Annotated in this window: 17 protein-coding genes; 8 read left to right on the plus strand and 9 right to left on the minus strand. The window is 66.5% G+C overall.

The features are described 5' to 3' along the window. Positions 1 to 13: 13 nt before the first annotated feature. Positions 14 to 1,096 (minus strand): MBL fold metallo-hydrolase, encoded by a 1,083-nt coding sequence (locus GEV05_17480; protein ID MPZ45146.1) that lies wholly within the window; start codon positions 1,094 to 1,096, stop codon positions 14 to 16. Between the two features lie 172 nt (positions 1,097 to 1,268). Between GEV05_17480 and GEV05_17485 the strand changes: the two genes are divergently transcribed. Then, positions 1,269 to 2,435, plus strand: coding sequence for an isovaleryl-CoA dehydrogenase (locus GEV05_17485; GenBank protein ID MPZ45147.1), 1,167 nt, complete (start codon positions 1,269 to 1,271; stop codon positions 2,433 to 2,435). A 31-nt stretch (positions 2,436 to 2,466) separates the two neighbouring features. Here the strand turns inward: GEV05_17485 and GEV05_17490 are convergent, their stop codons facing one another. Both GEV05_17490 and GEV05_17495 read right to left on the minus strand, forming a co-directional pair. After that, complete coding sequence (locus GEV05_17490) at positions 2,467 to 3,294, minus strand: PEP-CTERM sorting domain-containing protein (GenBank protein ID MPZ45148.1); 828 nt, start codon at positions 3,292 to 3,294, stop codon at positions 2,467 to 2,469. Positions 3,295 to 3,546: 252 nt separating this feature from the next. After that, complete coding sequence (locus GEV05_17495) at positions 3,547 to 4,479, minus strand: DUF3025 domain-containing protein (GenBank protein ID MPZ45149.1); 933 nt, start codon at positions 4,477 to 4,479, stop codon at positions 3,547 to 3,549. A gap of 283 nt (positions 4,480 to 4,762) precedes the next feature. Here GEV05_17495 and GEV05_17500 point away from each other — a divergent pair, with 283 nt between their 5' ends. Both GEV05_17500 and ggt read left to right on the plus strand, forming a co-directional pair. Further along, positions 4,763 to 5,722, plus strand: a complete 960-nt coding sequence (locus GEV05_17500) for a tripartite tricarboxylate transporter substrate binding protein (protein MPZ45150.1) — start codon at positions 4,763 to 4,765, stop codon at positions 5,720 to 5,722. 134 nt (positions 5,723 to 5,856) lie between these two features. Continuing rightward, positions 5,857 to 7,461, plus strand: coding sequence for a gamma-glutamyltransferase (gene ggt / locus GEV05_17505; GenBank protein MPZ45151.1), 1,605 nt, complete (start codon positions 5,857 to 5,859; stop codon positions 7,459 to 7,461). 169 nt (positions 7,462 to 7,630) lie between these two features. On the opposite strand, the gene GEV05_17510 is transcribed toward ggt, so the two are convergent. Next, a complete protein-coding gene (locus tag GEV05_17510; protein ID MPZ45152.1) occupies positions 7,631 to 8,791 on the minus strand; it encodes an acyl-CoA dehydrogenase in 1,161 nt (386 codons plus the stop codon). A gap of 184 nt (positions 8,792 to 8,975) precedes the next feature. Here GEV05_17510 and GEV05_17515 point away from each other — a divergent pair, with 184 nt between their 5' ends. The 5 genes from GEV05_17515 to GEV05_17535 all read left to right on the plus strand — a co-directional run bounded on the left by GEV05_17515 (position 8,976) and on the right by GEV05_17535 (position 12,264). Continuing rightward, on the plus strand, positions 8,976 to 9,701 hold the full coding sequence (locus tag GEV05_17515) for a helix-turn-helix domain-containing protein (GenBank protein MPZ45153.1): 726 nt from the start codon (positions 8,976 to 8,978) through the stop codon (positions 9,699 to 9,701). Between the two features lie 167 nt (positions 9,702 to 9,868). After that, positions 9,869 to 10,438 carry a polyketide cyclase gene (locus tag GEV05_17520; GenBank protein ID MPZ45154.1) on the plus strand — a complete coding sequence of 190 codons (570 nt, stop codon included), beginning with the start codon at positions 9,869 to 9,871 and terminating at the stop codon, positions 10,436 to 10,438. Then, a complete protein-coding gene (locus GEV05_17525) occupies positions 10,435 to 10,809 on the plus strand; it encodes a YciI family protein (GenBank protein MPZ45155.1) in 375 nt (124 codons plus the stop codon). The genes GEV05_17520 and GEV05_17525 overlap by 4 nt, the downstream gene beginning before the upstream one ends. A gap of 88 nt (positions 10,810 to 10,897) precedes the next feature. Further along, on the plus strand, positions 10,898 to 12,007 hold the full coding sequence (locus GEV05_17530; protein ID MPZ45156.1) for a glycosyl hydrolase: 1,110 nt from the start codon (positions 10,898 to 10,900) through the stop codon (positions 12,005 to 12,007). Then, complete coding sequence (locus tag GEV05_17535; GenBank protein ID MPZ45157.1) at positions 12,007 to 12,264, plus strand: MoaD/ThiS family protein; 258 nt, start codon at positions 12,007 to 12,009, stop codon at positions 12,262 to 12,264. The genes GEV05_17530 and GEV05_17535 overlap by 1 nt, the downstream gene beginning before the upstream one ends. 274 nt (positions 12,265 to 12,538) lie before the next feature. On the opposite strand, the gene GEV05_17540 is transcribed toward GEV05_17535, so the two are convergent. The 5 genes from GEV05_17540 to GEV05_17560 form a co-directional block, all read right to left on the minus strand. Beyond that, positions 12,539 to 12,745, minus strand: a complete 207-nt coding sequence (locus tag GEV05_17540) for a pentapeptide MXKDX repeat protein (protein ID MPZ45158.1) — start codon at positions 12,743 to 12,745, stop codon at positions 12,539 to 12,541. Positions 12,746 to 12,828: 83 nt separating this feature from the next. Beyond that, a complete protein-coding gene (locus tag GEV05_17545; protein ID MPZ45159.1) occupies positions 12,829 to 13,617 on the minus strand; it encodes a molybdopterin-dependent oxidoreductase in 789 nt (262 codons plus the stop codon). Positions 13,618 to 13,640: 23 nt separating this feature from the next. Further along, a complete protein-coding gene (locus GEV05_17550; GenBank protein ID MPZ45160.1) occupies positions 13,641 to 14,261 on the minus strand; it encodes a cytochrome B in 621 nt (206 codons plus the stop codon). Continuing rightward, complete coding sequence (locus tag GEV05_17555) at positions 14,261 to 15,058, minus strand: DUF1223 domain-containing protein (GenBank protein ID MPZ45161.1); 798 nt, start codon at positions 15,056 to 15,058, stop codon at positions 14,261 to 14,263. The genes GEV05_17550 and GEV05_17555 overlap by 1 nt, the downstream gene beginning before the upstream one ends. A gap of 52 nt (positions 15,059 to 15,110) precedes the next feature. Continuing rightward, positions 15,111 to 16,094 (minus strand): tripartite tricarboxylate transporter substrate binding protein, encoded by a 984-nt coding sequence (locus GEV05_17560; GenBank protein MPZ45162.1) that lies wholly within the window; start codon positions 16,092 to 16,094, stop codon positions 15,111 to 15,113. Positions 16,095 to 16,337: the final 243 nt, after the last annotated feature.

The following is a 16,337-nucleotide window of genomic DNA, read 5'->3' on the forward strand; positions in this document are numbered from 1 at the left end:
TTGTCCTTGGAACTCACGTCGCGCTGAAGCGCAGTACGCCTCTAGCGTCGCGTTCGCGCCGTAGCCACCCCGCGTGCATCAGGCAGTTGAGGTGAGCGATGCATTCGCCCATCGCGAAATACCAGGCGTGATCGTCCAGCGTGCGGCGAAAGAGCACCGGGACGAGCTCGCGGGCGCAGCGCGGTTCGCTACAGGCTGCCTTGAGCTCGTCCAAGCGCTCCGCGTGGTGCTTCTGCAACTGGGCGATTCGGGCTTGCATGCCGCGAAACGGCAGGCCGTGCGACGGCAGCACCAAGGTGTCATGCGGCAATGCCGCAAAGCGTTCCAGCGACTGCAGGAATTGCGCGAGCGGATTGCCTTCCGGTTCGACCGGCCGCACGCTGATATTGGTGCTGATCCTGGGCAGCACCATGTCGCCGGCGATCAGCACACCCAGGGCGTCGCAATGAAGCGAAGCGTGCTCGGGCGCGTGGCCGTGACCGATCAGAACCCGCCATGGCCGCCCGCCGATCTCCAGCCGCTCGTCCGGCATGATGCGGCGGAAGGTATGCGGAAGCTCGCTGATGAGGCGGGGATAAGCACCGGAGAAGACTTTCATGCCTTCGATGCGCGCCTCGTCCAGGCCGTGCGCCCGGAACAGGTCGAACATCGCGCCGCGGTGGTGACCCGGCGTTTCGTGGTACAGGGCCAGCGCTGTGAGGAACTCGCCCTCGGTCATCCACAGCGGCGCATCCCACCGCCGCTGATGCCAACCCGCCAGCCCGACGTGATCTGCATGATAGTGAGTTACCACTAACCTCTTGATCGGGCGGCCTCCGAGCAACCCTCCGAAAGCCTGCTCCCAGAGCGCGACGGTCGCCTTGTGGTTGAGCCCGCAGTCGATCAGCGTCCAGCCGTCGCCGTCGGCCAGCAGCCACAGGTTGATGTGATCCAGTGCGAACGGCAACGGCATGCGCAGCCAATGCACGCCGGGTGCGACTTCGATGCTGCCGGCGGGCGCGGGCACCTCCTCGCCGAACGCGTATTCCAGGCCGTTGGCCGGCGCGCTAGCAGGTGGTCGGGAAGGGACGACGGACGGGGTCAATGCGGGGCTCATGCTGGGGCTCATGCGGGAACTGAACTATTGTAGCGGGCCGATGTTGCGAAGCACAAACCGGGCCTTTGCTTGACGGCTGCAAGCAGGCGGAGAACCATAGCGGGCGGAGAACCATAGCGGACCGCCATACCACGGCGAACGCTACGCAGCAGAAGCTACCCAAGGCGCACCCATGACCTCGTATCCCAGCCTGGGCTTCGGCCTGGGCGAAAGCATCGACATCCTGCGCGCCAGCATCGCGCAGTTCTGCGGCCAGGAAATCGCCCCGCTCGCGGCCGCGATCGACCGCGACAACGCCTTTCCCCAGCCTTTGTGGCGCCAGCTCGGCGACATGGGACTGCTCGGCATCACGGTGGAGGAAGCCTATGGCGGGGCGGGCCTCGGCTACACCGCCCACGTCGTCGCCATGGAAGAGATCAGCCGCGCCTCGGCCTCGGTCGGCCTGTCGTACGGCGCGCATTCCAACCTGTGTGTGAACCAGATCCGGCGTAACGGCACCGATGCACAGAAGGGTCGATATCTGCCGCGGCTCATCACGGGCGAGCATGTCGGGGCGCTGGCGATGTCCGAGCCGGGATCGGGGTCCGACGTGGTGAGCCTCAAGCTGCGGGCTGAGCGCAAGGGCGATCGTTACGTCCTGAACGGGAGCAAGATGTGGATTACCAACGGGCCGGATGCGGACGTGCTGGTCGTCTACGCCCGAACCCAGCCCGACGCCGGCGCGCGCGGCATCACCGCCTTCCTGATCGAGCTCGGCTTCCCCGGATTCTCCACCGGCCCCAAGCTCGACAAGCTCGGCATGCGTGGATCGAACACCTGCGAGCTGATCTTTCAGGAGTGCGAGGTGCCGGCGGACAACATCCTCGGCGGCATCGACCGCGGCGTGGATGTCCTCATGAGCGGGCTCGACTACGAGCGGGCGGTCCTGGCCGGCGGCCCGCTCGGCATCATGCAAGCGTGCCTGGACGTCGTGCTGCCCTATGTGCACGAGCGCCACCAGTTCGGCCAGCCGATCGGCACCTTCCAGCTCATGCAGGGCAAGCTCGCCGATATGTATACGACGCTGTCGGCCTCACGGGCCTACGTCTACGCGGTGGCGCAGGCGCTGGATCGAGGCGAGGTCACACGGTACGACGCGGCCGGCGCGATCCTCTACGCGGCCGAACGGGCCACCTGGATGGCCTCGGAGGCGATCCAGTGCCTGGGCGGTGTCGGCTACACCAACGACTTCCCGACCGGGCGGCTGCTGCGCGATGCCAAGCTATACGAGATCGGCGCGGGAACCTCCGAAATTCGGCGGTGGCTGATCGGGAGAGAGCTCTTCGAGCGATCGGGCTAGCGCCGATTGCCCGCCGCCGCGCCGCGTGAGCCTAGACTAGCCTGCGACGGCTGAACCAAAGACCGACGAGGCCCAACCCGAGCAATCCGAGAGTCGCCGGCTCCGGAACCTGCCCGGGGGAGCACTCGGGCAGCGAGGGATTCACCTCGCAGGGCAGCTCGGCCGCGGTGCCCTGAACGCCGACCGTGAAGCCGTTCCAGAATTCGTTCGACGAGCTCCGCCAGGTGAGCGTATCGAAGCCGCCCTTGAATCGAATCGCGCCGTGCGGCTCGGTGCCGCCGACGTTGTTGCTATTGAGCTGATACTCGAAGTTCCCGTTGCCGAGATTGACCACGACTTTTGATATGCCGCCGCAACCCCAGTAACCGCAGTCGTTCCCGTCTTCCCCGCCGAGGCTCAGGATGTCGAAATCCTGGTTGAGAAACGAGTAGCCGTTGCGATTCAGGCTGACGAAGGCGAATACGGGGTTGGCGATGGCCACCGAGAACTCCAGCGTCTGGTTGCCAGCGAACCGCAATGCGATCAGGTCGGTTCCCGTCGGGATGTTGTCGACGAGCGCGCCGGTATACGGCGAGGTCGCCGGATTACGAGTGTTGCTAAAAACGCCATTGGTCCAATAGTCTTCCTCGCCTGCCGCTCCGGTGTTGTAGAAGCCGACGCCGCTCGCATTGGTGTAGGTCACATCCACGGTCGAGGTCGTGGTGGTGATGGTGCCATGGGCCCGAAATCCTCCGCCCGGCGGGGTGCTGGCGCTCACCCAGTCGGTCCAGAAGAACGGCACCGCCGATACCCCGAAACTGGCAAGCGATGAAGTTAGCGCCAGCAATACGCTGAGCATGCGAAGCGATGTCATTTGCATTCCTCCAGTTACGGTTCGGCGAACGGCCGCGCCGGGTCGGGCTACGGATCGAACTCGACTGCGCCGCCAAGCCATGCACATTGCATGCTAGGTAGCATCCGGATGCGGAATTCAGCACGAAACGGCGGTGAATCCAGCATTGCGCAGGCAACCCGGAAAGATTCTTACGCGGGGACTGTAAAGGAGGTCGACAGCAAGCCCGATCCGTCTCGGGCGATTCGGAACCCGGGCGCCTCGTGCGAAGGCGCATTCTCATTCCGCCGGATCGCGTGGCGGCGGCCGGAACTGCACCGCATCGTCATAGTACGCAGGATCCTCGTTCCCGGCGCACACGCCCGGAATGCCGAGCAGCGGCAATGCGAGCAGCGTCTTCGGCCGCGGATACCACGTGCGCCGAGCAAATCGCTCGGCGAGGATCGGATCGACGCGGGCGCAGAGCGTTTCCGCCGGCGCGTCGATGCAGGTCTGTGGGACGACGACGACCGCAGCGCGGCCGCAGATCCGATAGAAGGGCGCACGCAGCGCGTCGTACAGGCCGTGACCGAACACGACGAAGCGCATTCGCTGCCCCACATCCCGTCGCCGAGCCCAGAAAAGGTCCTTCCAGCGGCGCTCGGCGAGCAGATCCAGCAGATGCGCGTCGGACGCCGCGACCACGATGCCGCTTTCGTCGAACTGGGTTGCAGCATCGCGGATCGGCCCGCGGCGGCCGTCGCGCGCCGGCGACTTCATGCCGGCCGCATGCAAGGCAGCCAGGCGATGTTTCGTCTGCGGGAAACGCAGCCACACCAGTGCATTGAAGAAGTCGTGCCAGTTGTGCGGCCGGGTCACGATTTCGGCGCGCGCGACGATGCGTTGCTCGTAGGCGATCGGCGCATCGTCCGGCGCTACCAACCGGATCGCACCTGCCGCGGGAACGATCGGGCCGGCCGTATGAACGCCACGCTGGTGCTGCTGGTGCTGCTGGTGCTGCTGGTGCGCTGGGTCGTCGGTCGCCTTCTCGGCATGCCCGGAAAAGAGCGCGTTCAGCGCTGCGAGATCACACGGTCCGGACCCCGGCAAAGCCTCCAGCAGCGCGCGCAACGGTTCGAACAAGGGCCGCCGGGCGAGCTCGCCCAACGGCGCCGCGGCGCCCGAATCGTTTTGCGCCGTACCTCCAAGCGCCTTCGCGTGCTGCTCAGCCATTGCCTCAGGAACCTCTGATGAACCTGATTCGAGACCGCTCCCCGCACGCGGGAGGCGAGCGAATTCAATCACATCTACGGATTCGCGTTGTCACAGGAATGACGTTGCTCCGAGCATCACGCAAGAAACCGAAGCGAACGACAAACCTGTTGCCCTCGTAAAAACCCGCCTGACAAAATTGACCCTCGCCGACCCAGTCGCTACCATCGCTTCGCCACCCAAAACGCACCCACTCGCTTGCAAAAGCCAGGCCGCAGGGGCACCGGCAAGGAGAAGCGCACCCATGTTCGCACGCCGTGTTGCACTCGCAGCCGCGCTGGCTGCGACGTTCGCCTGCCACGCCCAGAATTATCCGACCAAGACGGTGCGCATCGTAGTGCCCTTTCCGGCGGGCGGCCCGACCGACACGCTGGCCCGGCTGGTGGGACAGAAGCTGACCGAATCGCTCGGGCAGACCTTCGTCGTCGACAATCGCGCCGGCGCGACCGGCACCATCGGCACCGCCATGGTGGCGAAGGCGCCGCCCGACGGCTACACGCTGCTCATGTCCGCGACCAGCAACTACGTGGCCGCGTTTCTGTACCGGAACCTGCCCTACGATCCCGAGCGCGATCTCGCGCCGCTGGTCCAGATCGCGACGCTGCCGTTCTACCTCGTGGTACATCCGTCGCTTCCGGTGCGCTCGGTGCAGGAGCTGGTGAAGTTCGCCAAGGCACGGCCCGGACAGCTCGCTTTCTCCTCGCCCGGCGCCGGCAGCGGCGGGCACCTGGTCATGGCGATGTTCCAGGCCGCGACCGGGATTCAGCTGGTGCACGTGCCGTACAAGGGCGCGGCGCCGTCGATCACGGCATTGATGGGCGGCGAAGTGGCGCTCACCTGGGATACGATCTCGACCTCGCACCCCCATGTCGTCGCCGGGAAGTTGCGCGGGCTCGCGGTCAGCAGTGCGAAACGCTCGCCGGCGGTGCCCTCCGTTCCCACGGCGATCGAGGCCGGCGTACCGGGATTCGAGACCTACCTCTGGTTCGGCATCTTCGCCCCGGCAGGCACGCCGGCGCCGATCCTCGACAAGCTCAATGGCGAGGTCAACCGCATCCTTGGGCTGGCGGACGTGAAGTCGCGCATCACCACCTTGAGCGGCGAGATCAGCCCCAACACGCCGGAGCAGTTTCGCCGCTTCCTCGAAGCCGATACGCCGAAGTGGAAGAAGATCATCGCGGATACGGGCGTGCGCGTGAATTGACGCTCGTCATATGCACCCTGGCGCTCGCGCTCGTACTGCCCGCTGTCGACGGCCTGGCGCAAGTCGCGCGGCCGCTGCAGCCGGAGCCCGCCACCGGCCGCACCCAACACCCGGTCGCACACGCACGCGAACAGATGGTGGCCGCGGCGCACCCGCTCGCGGTCGATGCGGGACTGCGCATGCTCGCGCAAGGCGGCAGCGCGATGGATGCGGCGATCGCGGTTCAGCTCGTGCTGAATCTGGTGGAACCGCATGCATCCGGCCTGGGCGGCGGCGCCTACCTGCTCCATTACGACGTGCAATCGAACCGGATTCGCGCCTACGACGGCCGCGAAACCGCGCCTTTCGCCGCCACGGCCGAGCTCTTTCTCGACGCTGGAGGCAAGCCCATGCCGTTTCGCCAGGCGGTCGTGGGCGGGCGCTCCGTCGGCGTGCCCGGCGTGGCGCGATTGCTCGAGCTCGCACATCGCCGTCATGGCCGGCTGCCGTGGAAGACCTTGTTCGAACCGGCAATCGCGCTGGCAGAGAACGGCTACCCGCTATCCGAGCGCGTGCATCGCATCCTCGCACGGGTTCCGGAGCTCACGCAGGACGCGCAAGCGCGCGCGTTGTACTTCCAGGCCGATGGCTCGCCCAAGCCCGCGGGGGCCGAGCTTCGCAATCCTGAGCTTGCAGCGACCTTGCGCGCGCTCGCGGCCGATGGGGCTAGAGCGTTCTACCGCGGTGACATCGCGCGCGACATCGTGGCCGAGGTTCGCGCGCACCCGGCCAATCCCGGTGCCATGCGCGAGGAGGATCTGGCCGCGTATGCCGTGCGCGAAGTCGATGCTCTGTGCCGGCCGTATCGCAGCTATCGCGTCTGCGGCATGCCGCCCTCGTCCTCGGGCGGCATCGCAGTGCTGCAGATGCTCGGCATCCTGGCGCGCTTCGATCTGAACGCGCTGCGCCCAGGGTCGGCGGATGCGGCCCACCTGATCGCCGAGGCCGGGCGGCTCGCGTTCGCCGACCGCAACCGCTATGCGGCCGACGACCGTTTCGTGCGGGTGCCGGTCGAAGGCCTGCTCGATAGCGCGTACTTGCGCGAACGTTCGGCGCTCATCCGCCCCGAAGTGTCGATGAAGCACGCCGAGGCCGGCATACCCCCCGGCGCTCAGCTCGCACGCGCCAATAGCATGTCGCTAAGCGAATCCGGCACCAGCCATATCTCGATCGTGGATCGCGACGGAAATGCGGTTTCGATGACAACGACGATCGAGTCGTCGTTCGGCGCCCGCCTCATGGTGCGGGGCTTTCTCCTCAACAATCAGCTCACCGACTTCGATTTCGTGCCGGCGCGCGACGGCGTGCCGGTGGCGAACCGGGTCGAGCCCGGCAAGCGGCCGCGAAGCTCGATGGCACCCACGTTGGTCTTCGACGCGGACGGTAGGCTGCTGCTGGTGATCGGCTCACCCGGCGGCAGCCGCATCATCAACTACGTGCTGAAGGCGCTGGTCGCCATACTCGATTGGAACATGGACGTGCAGGCGGCGATCGATTCTCCCAACCTGGGCAGCCGCAACGGCCCGACCGAGCTCGAGCGCGGCACGGCGGCCGAGGCGCTTGCCGCCACGCTCGCCGCCATGGGGCACCCGATCCGCGTCACGGACATGACCAGCGGACTGCACGGCATCCTGCGCACGCCCGAGGGCTGGAGCGGCGGCGCCGATCCGCGCCGTGAGGGCGTCGCCAAGGGCCGCTAGTGTCCTGGGTCAGAGATTCGTCACCTCCGCGGAAACTTGCCCCCGAATGCTCCTATCGGGGGGCGGGCGTCCAGGCGAGACGTCGTTCTGGATTCCCGCGTGCGCGGGAGTGACGGCGTGCAACGAACTAACGACTCACTGCACGAGCAGGCCGGTTAGCCGCGGTACGCTATCGAATGCCGTCGGGATCCAGACCCAGGGCGATGCAGCCGGCATAGTCGCGCTGCACGCTCCCGGTCAGCGGATGGAAGCGCGCGCCCTGCACGTCGCGGAACAGCCGCTCGATGCCGAGGTCGCGATGGAACGCTGCGCCACCGAAGACTTCCATCGCGTGCTCGACGGTGGCGATCGCCGCGCGCTCGACCAGGCCGCGCCCGATGAAAATGCGGTTGGTCGTCTCGGGTCCCGGCGCGGCGCTGCTGCCCATGGCGACCATGTCGGCGAGCGCCAGGCGCGCAGCCGCAAGCTCGGTATCCATTGCGCCGACCCGGCCGCGCTGATGCCCGTCGATGCGACGCTGACGGGCCTGGCGCACGGCGAGGTCACGGGCCGCCTCGGCCACGCCGAGGTACGCGCTGTAGACCAGCGGAATCGCGATCAGCGCGACGATGTGGAACAGCATATGCCATTTGCCCTGCGGACGTTTGCCGCCGATCGCCGCATCCGGCACGAACACCTCGTTCAGCACGATGTCGTGCGAACCGGTTGCGCGCATGCCGAGCGCGCGCCAGACCGGGTCGATCGTCACTCCGGGCGCGTTCATCGGCACGCCGAAATGCAGCACGGTGGGGCCCGCTTCGGGATCCTCGTACACGGCGCTGGTGAGGAGCAGGTCGCCGGCCGGCGAGCCGCTGGAGAAGATCTTGCGTGCATTGATGCGGTAGCCGCCGTCGACACGGGTGGCGGTGCCCGAACCGTGCAGCCAGTCCGACCCGCCGCTCGAGAGCAGGATGATGCGCTCGGCCGCCACGCGCTTGAGCAACCCCTCCAGGGGCGCCTTCTGATTGCGCCAACGCCACTGCGCCATCATGACCTGGTGCGTGTGCATGGAGAAGGCCAGCGCGGTCGATCCGCAATAGCGCCCCAGGGCCCGTATGACCTCGCTCATCTCGGCATGGGGCGCGCCGGAGCCACCCAGCTCGAGCGGCACGCCTGCGGCGGTCAGTCCGGCCGCCTTGAGGTCGGCATAGTTGTCGGCTACGAAGCGGTCGGACTCGTCGGCAGCCGCCGCGCGCTGGGCGAAACGCGGCCCGAGCTCTTCATGCACGAGCGCGACCCAATCCGTGACTTGCCGCGTGGGTGCGGCATTGAGCTCAATGATCGCTGACATGGCTGTCTCCTGTAGCGGATTACCCCGAGCGAGCGGGCCCGGATCCGGTCCTATGTCGTGCAGATGAGCGGCAAGCGATGGCGCGAAGTATCCGGGTACGCCATCCGGGGCGGTTGATCGCGCGTCCACGGCGCTGCAGCTTGCCGCGGGCGATCTGATCATCCTGCCGCGCGCCGACACGCACTTGATCGGCAGCGATCTGCGGCTGGCGCCGACGGATGCCAACACGCTGGTCCTGCCCGCGACGAACGGCGGCATGCTCCGGATCGAGCACGGCGGCGGCGGCGAGCGCACGCGCTTCGTATGCGGTTTCCTGAGCTGCGACCACCGGCTGTGCGGACCGATGCTGGAGTCGCTGCCGCGCATCCTCAAAGTGCCGCTGGGCAATGGCCCGGCATTGAGCTGGCTGACCAGCCTGATGCAAGCCGGGACGATCGAGACCTCGGCGCCTCGCCCGGGGGGCGAAACCGTGCTCGCCAAGTTGTCCGAGCTGCTCTTCGTCGAGGCGATCCGGCGCTACATCGAGCTGCTGCCGGAACAGGAAACCGGCTGGCTTGCGGGGCTCCGCGACCGGTTCGTGGGGCGGGCGCTGGCGAGGCTGCACGAGCGCCCGGACTACGACTGGACCGTCGAAGAGCTGGCGGTGGCCGTCGGCCTGTCGCGCTCCGCACTGTCGCAACGCTTCACCGACCTGATCGGCCAGCCGCCGATCCAGTATCTGACTCGCTGGCGGCTCACGATCGCCGCACAGCGCCTGCGCAGGGACAACGCGAGCCTCGCCCGCATCGCAGCAGACGGCGGCTACGATTCCGAGCAGGCGTTCAACCGGGCCTTCAAGCGCACCTTCGGCACGACTCCGGCGGCGTGGCGGCGCGAGGCACGCGCTACCGTCGCAGCGGCAATCAGCTGAGTCCAGTCCGCCTTGTCCAGAGCGGGTGCATCCGGGCCTTGTGCGCTTGCATGGCCGCAAGTTTTTTTCCGCTGACGGTCGATTCGGCAGCCACGGCTTCGACTACAGTCATCAGGGCGCTCGCTGCCAAGCCCGGCACGCGGTGGCCCAACGCAAGGAACGAGCACATGAAAATCGTCAAAATCGCGCTTCTTGCCGTTGCCGCCGGGGTTGCCGCGATCCTGCTGATTGCAGCAACCCGGCCGGATACGTTCACTGTCCAGCGCTCCGCTACGATCCAGGCGCCGGCGCAGACCGTGCATGCGCTGATCGAGGACTTCAAGCGCTGGGACGCCTGGTCGCCCTGGGAAAAGAAAGACCCGGCGATGAAGCGCACTTTCGGCGCAATCACCCGCGGCAAGGGCGCAACCTACGCCTGGGAAGGCAATGGCGAGGTCGGCCAGGGACGGATGGAGATCGTCGATTCGGTCTCACCCTCCAAGGTCGCGATCCAGCTCGACTTCGTCGAACCGTTCGAGACGCACAGCTCGGTCCTGTTTGCATTGGTGCCAAGCGGCCAGGGCACCGATGTCACATGGACCATGCAAGGAGGCGTGCCGTACCTTGCCAAGATCGTTCACATGTTCCTCGACATGGATCGTATGGTGGGCAAGGACTTCGAGACCGGATTGGCCAATCTGAAGCTGGCGGCGGAACGGCAAGCCGCGGGCGCAGCAAACGTGGAGACGAAACGATGAAATATTTGTGCCTGGTGTACCTGGACGAAAAGCGGCTGGACGAGCTGCCGGATGAGGACTGTGTCGAATACGACACCCGCATACGCGCCAGCGGCCACTGCCTCGCCTCCGAGGCGCTGCAGTCGATTCAGACGGCGACGACGGTGCGCATGCGCGACGGCAAGGTTTCCATCACCGACGGGCCGTTCGCCGAGACCAAGGAGCAGCTGGCGGGCTTCTACATGATCGAGGCGCAGGACCTGGACGAAGCGATCCGCCTGGCCTCCGAAATTCCGCCGGCACGCGTCGGCTGCATCGAAGTACGCCCGATCCGGCCGATCCGCGAGACCGTCGCCTTGGCCAAGACGCAGGCATCCGAATCCGGTGCATAGAGGAGACGACACGATGGCAACGCAGGCAACGACACGCGCCCGCAGCGCGTCCGGCGGTTCCCCGGCGGGCAAACGCACGCTCGTTCTCGTGGCGACGCGCAAGGGCGCATGGCTGTATCGAGGCGACGCGGCGCGGGAAACCTGGCGGGTCGAAGGACCGCATTTCCTCGGCCACGTCATCAGCCACCTGGTGCTCGATCCGCGCGACGGCCGCACGCTGCTGGCCGCCGCGAAGACGGGCCATCTCGGGCCGACCGTGTTCCGCTCCACCGATCTCGGCCGCAGCTGGAAAGAAGCAGCCAAACCTCCGGCATTCGCGCGCGCGGCGAACGAAGAGAGCGCTCGCGCCGTCGACCACACGTTTTGGCTCACCCCTGCCCCCGCTTCCCAGCCGGATGTCTGGTATGCGGGTACGTCGCCGCAGGGCCTTTTCCGTTCGCAGGACGGCGGGGTGAGTTGGGAGCCTTTCTCCATGGTGAACGACGATCCGAACTACCGCAGGTGGATGGGCACGGTCCAGGACGGCACGCCGGACGGGCCGAAGCTGCACTCGATCATCGTCGACCCGCGCGATCCGGATCATCTCTACTTCGCGATGTCGGGCGGCGGCGTGCACGAATCCAGCGACGGCGGCCGCAGCTTCGCGCCGCTGCTCGACGGCCTCGAGGTGGTCGCAGGGTTCGACAACAGCGAGCCGACCTTCCACGATCCGCATTGCGTGCGCCTGTGCCCGAGCGATCCCGACCGGCTGTACCAGCAGAACCACTGCGGCATCTACCGGCTCGACCGGCCCTCGAAGCGCTGGGTGCGGATCGGAAAGAGCATGCCGGCCGACATCGGCGACATCGGCTTCCCGATGGTGGTGCATCCGCGCAATGCCGACACCGCCTGGGTGTTGCCGATGGACGGCTCGGACGTGTGGCCGCGCACCAGCCCGGGCGGCAAGCCCGCAATCTATTGCACACGCAACGGCGGCGAGAGCTGGGAGCGACTCGATGCGGGGCTGCCGCGCGAACAGGCCTGGTGGACGGTCAAGCGCCAGGCGATGTGCGTCGATGCGGCCGATCCGGTCGGGCTCTATTTCGGCACCACCAGCGGCGAGCTCTGGGCGAGCAGCGACGAGGGTCGAAACTGGCGCTCGATCGCACGCCATCTGCCCGAGATCTACGCGGTCGAAACGGCCGAGCTGCCCGGGTGATGAAGGTGCTCATCCCGAGCGCGCTGCGTTCGTACACCGAGCGAGCCGAAGCGCGGGCGAGCGGCGAGACGCTCGCTGCGCTGCTCACCGATCTGGACCAGCAGTACACCGGCATCCGCTTTCGAATGATCGATGAGCAGGAGCGCATCCGGCGGCACATCCGCATCTTCGTCAACGGCACGCAGGTGCGCGACCTCGGTCATCGGCTTGCGGAAAGCGACGAGGTCGTGATCGTGCAGGCGCTCAGCGGCGGATAACCTTGAGACGTGTCCGTTCTGCGCCGAGGTCCGCGCATGGATGCAGGGCCTCGAATCGCCGGAAGCGGGAATACAATGAGTCCTGGATTCCCGCTTGCGCGGGAATGACGCCGCGCTGGGATGCGAACTGCGTCACGCGCAGATGCGAATCGGATGTCGTCGCTCCCACTGTAGCGGAAGCGACCTCCCGTGAAAACGGGAGCCCAGGACAAGCCGGACTCCCGCAATACGACTGTGCCGGACCCTGATGCGAAATCCGGTAGACCCCAGCCGATTACTTCTTCATCATGTCCTTCTTCATGTCGTCCTTCTTCATCTCGTCCTTCTTCATCCCGTCCTTTTTCATGGCGTCCTTCTTCATTCCGTCCTTCGCCATGCTGTCCTTCTTCATCGCGTCTTTCTTCATGTCGTCCGCGGCTACCGCCATCCCGGCGCCGAGCGTCAATGCGACCGACATGATCACTGCGAGCAATGCTTTCATGGGTGTTCTCCTTTTAAGTAACGCGATCAATGCGCACGCTGGCCACTCCTGGCGGTGCGCGTTCGAGCGCCCGGCGAAGCTCCTCAGCTTCCTCCGAACCAGTTGTACCCCTGGTCTTCCCAGTAGCCGCCGGGGTAGGTGTTGGTGACGAAGATCGCCTGCACGTGTTTGGGATTCTTGTAGCCGAGCTTGGTCGGCATGCGGATCTTCATCGGATAGCCGTATTTCGCCGGCAGCGTCTCGCCGTCGAAGGCGAGCGCGATGATGGTCTGCGCGTGCAAGGCCGTCGGCATGTCGATCGAGGTGTGGTAGCCGTCGGCGCACTTGAAGCCGACGTACCTGGCGCCGAGATCCGCGCCGACGCGGCGCAGGAATGCAGCCAGCGGCACCCCGCCCCATTTGCCGATCGCGCTCCAGCCTTCCACGCAGATGTGGCGGGTCACTTGGCTCTCATGCGCGAGCGCATCGAGTTGCGCCAAAGTCCAGGCGCTCTTGTCGGCCACGAGACCGCTCACTTCGAGCCGGAAGCGCTCGCCGTCGACTTGCCGCACCTCGTCCTCGGAATAGAAGGCGTTGAACGGAAACGGCCGCGTGATCATCGATTCGGGGTAGGTCGGCGCCAGCTGGTCGGGGTCGAAGATCGCCGCCTGCATGCGGTCGTTGAAGCGCGACACCGCGGTCAGCACCTTCTGCACCGATGCGTCGTCGGTGACGGCGCAGCCGGTGAGCATCGACAAGCCGCCGAGCGTCAGGCCGCGCTTGAGGAATGCTCGCCGCGCCGGCGAAGGCATCTCGCGCAGCGCGTCCTTGACGATCTCCCGCGCGCGCGGGTCGGGTCGGTGTAATGTCAGCAGCTTGCTCATCGGTGGCATCGTTCCATTGGTTCCTATGCGCTCTAGCGGCCGCGAATCATGGCGAGCAACGTGCGCGGCACCAGCGCCACCATGGCGAGATGCACCATGACGAAAGCGACCAGGAACGTCATGGAGAAGAAGTGGACATAGCGGGCGGCCTCGTAGCCGCCCATCAATTCGCGCAGCAGCGGAAACTGGACGTTCTTCCACAGCACGAGGCCCGACAACACGAGCAGCAGCAGATCCAGCCACGCGAACAGGTAGGCCGCCTTTTGCACCGTGTTGTAACGGCTCGGATCGGCATGGGCGAGCCGGCCGCGCAGCGCGGCCGCCAGATCGTGCAGGAACGCCCGCGGCGAGAGCGGATAGAACTTGCGCCGGATGCGACCGGTTAGCGCGTTGAGCAGCAGGTAGACGACGCCGTTGACGGCCAGCAGCCACATCGCGGCAAAGTGCCACTGGATCGCGCCGGCGAGCCATCCGCCGAGCGTGATCTCGTTCGGAATGCGGAAATCGAACAGGGGCGATGCATTGTAGATGCGCCAGCCGCTGGCGACGAGGATCAGGACGGCAGCCGCATTGATCCAGTGCGTGATCCGAAGCCAGACCGGATGAATCGTCGGACGGATTGTCGTGGCCGCATCCATCAGGGTCGTCTCCATCATGCCGCTGCGCACAGACCGGTGGAAACCGCTTGCAGCACCTCGCCGGAACGGGTGTCCTGGACGAACGCTGCCACGGCAACGCCCTTGGCTGCCTGTTCGGGCGTGAGCTGCAGCACCCGCTCCAGCGTCGCGGCACCGGACCTGACCGGTACGGGTCCGAACCAATGGCGCACGACGTGATCGTGTGCGAGCACGGCGCCGCGATTCTCACCGGCGCCGATGCGGTTGCTCAGACCGCTCTCGGTCACCGCCGCGTGGAGCGCGAGTGGCGCACCCGACTGGCCCGGCCGCGCATGCCCGACCCGAAGCGCGATCCGGAGCCTTCCGTTCTCGGAGGGGGTGACCGCGATCCGAATGTCGGCCGAGGCGGCCCGTGCGTTCTGCGTGCGAACCGAGGCTTCGACGCGCGCGCGGTCGCGGATCTCCTGGCCGTTGACGAAGAAGTGAGGCGTGTACAGCGCGCGGCCGCCGTTCGCGGCCACCAAGGCGCGCTGCCGGGCGGTGAAGTCCGCACGCGCGAACGGGTCCTTCCAGCCGATGTAATCCCAGAAGTCGACGTGCAGCGCGAGCGGGACGATATCCCGGCCGAGCGCGAACCCGTTCGCATCCGATGCCAGCCGGGAAAGCTGCCGGTCGGCGGGCGGGCAGCTGGAGCAACCCTCCGAGGTATAGAGCTCGACCAGGGCGGCGCGGTGCGGGCCGCTCTCGGCGCGGCATTCCTGCGCGCTCGCCGCCCCCGCGATGAACATCGCGGTCAGTGCGGCGCCCCAATACCCTGCAATCCCCATGACCATCCTCGCAAGACCATTGCGCCTCGGTCGGACGGGGGAAGTGAAACTTACATGCTCATTCGCCCTTGATGCCGGCTTCGCGGATGACCTTGAGCCACTTGTTCTGCTCCGACACCATCAGCTTGCCGAACTCGGCCGAGCCCATCTTCACCACCGCCCCGCCCTGTTCCGCGAGCTTGCCCTGGAAAGCGGGCGTAGAAATGACGTCCATCGTCTCGGCATGGAACCGCCCGATGATGTCGGCGGGGGTCTTCGGCGGCGCGAAGATGCCCCACCAGATGCTCGACTCGTAACCGGGCACCGTCTCGGCGATCGTCGGCACATCGGGAAACTTGGGGCTGCGCGCGCGGCCGCCGACCGCGATCAGCTTGAGCCGGCGGTTCTGAACGAACGGCATGGCCGTCACCAGCGAGCTGAACTGAAGCTGCGTGTGACCAGCCACGACATCGGCCGTCGCCGGCCCGCCGCCCTTGAAAGGCACGTGGATCAGGTTCACCCCGGTCATGAGCTTGAAGAGCTCGGTGTTCATGTGCGGAAAGCCGCCGATGCCGGAGGAGGCATAGAAGATCTCGCCCGGTCGCTTCTTGGCCAGATCGATCAGGTCCTTCACGGTCTTCACCGGAAACTGGGGATGGACCACCAGGGCGCTGTCGCCGAAGCCGATCAGCGCGGCCGGCTCGAACGAATTGACCAGGTCGACCGGAACCTTCGGTTTGTCGATGAGAAACCCATACGCGGTGGATGTCATCATGAAGGTGTAGCCGTCCGGCGGTGCGGCGGTCGCAATCTGCAGACCGACGATGCTGCCGGCGCCGGCGCGGTTATCGATGATGACCTGCTGCTTGAAGCGATTGGTCAGCTCGGCGGCGAGCAGCCGCCCGACGATGTCGGTGCTGCCGCCCGGCGGCCAGGGAATGATGATGCGGATGGTCCGCTCGGGCCACGCCGCCTGCACCGGGAGTGCGCACCACGCTCCGCACGCGAGCACGAGGAACCCCTGCAACCAACGGCGTCGATTCGTCATCTTGCCCTCCCGCATGAAAGCCGGCTATCGGCGACACGAGCAGCGTACCACGCACGCACCCGTGTGCGCAGCCGGAAAGCCGGACGATGGCGGCGCAGGCGATTGAGCTACCATAGTAGCTCGCGCGGCACAGACATGAAAGCCGCAGGCAGCGTCGTCGACTTCTGTTGACGTTCCATGAGGGCGAACCCGCATGTCGAACGATATCGCGATCGTGTCCGCCGCCCGCACGCCGATGGGCGCTTTTCTCGGCGAGCT

It is taken from the genome of Betaproteobacteria bacterium (assembly GCA_009377585.1).
In the GTDB taxonomy this organism is placed as follows: Bacteria; Pseudomonadota; Gammaproteobacteria; order Burkholderiales; family WYBJ01; genus WYBJ01.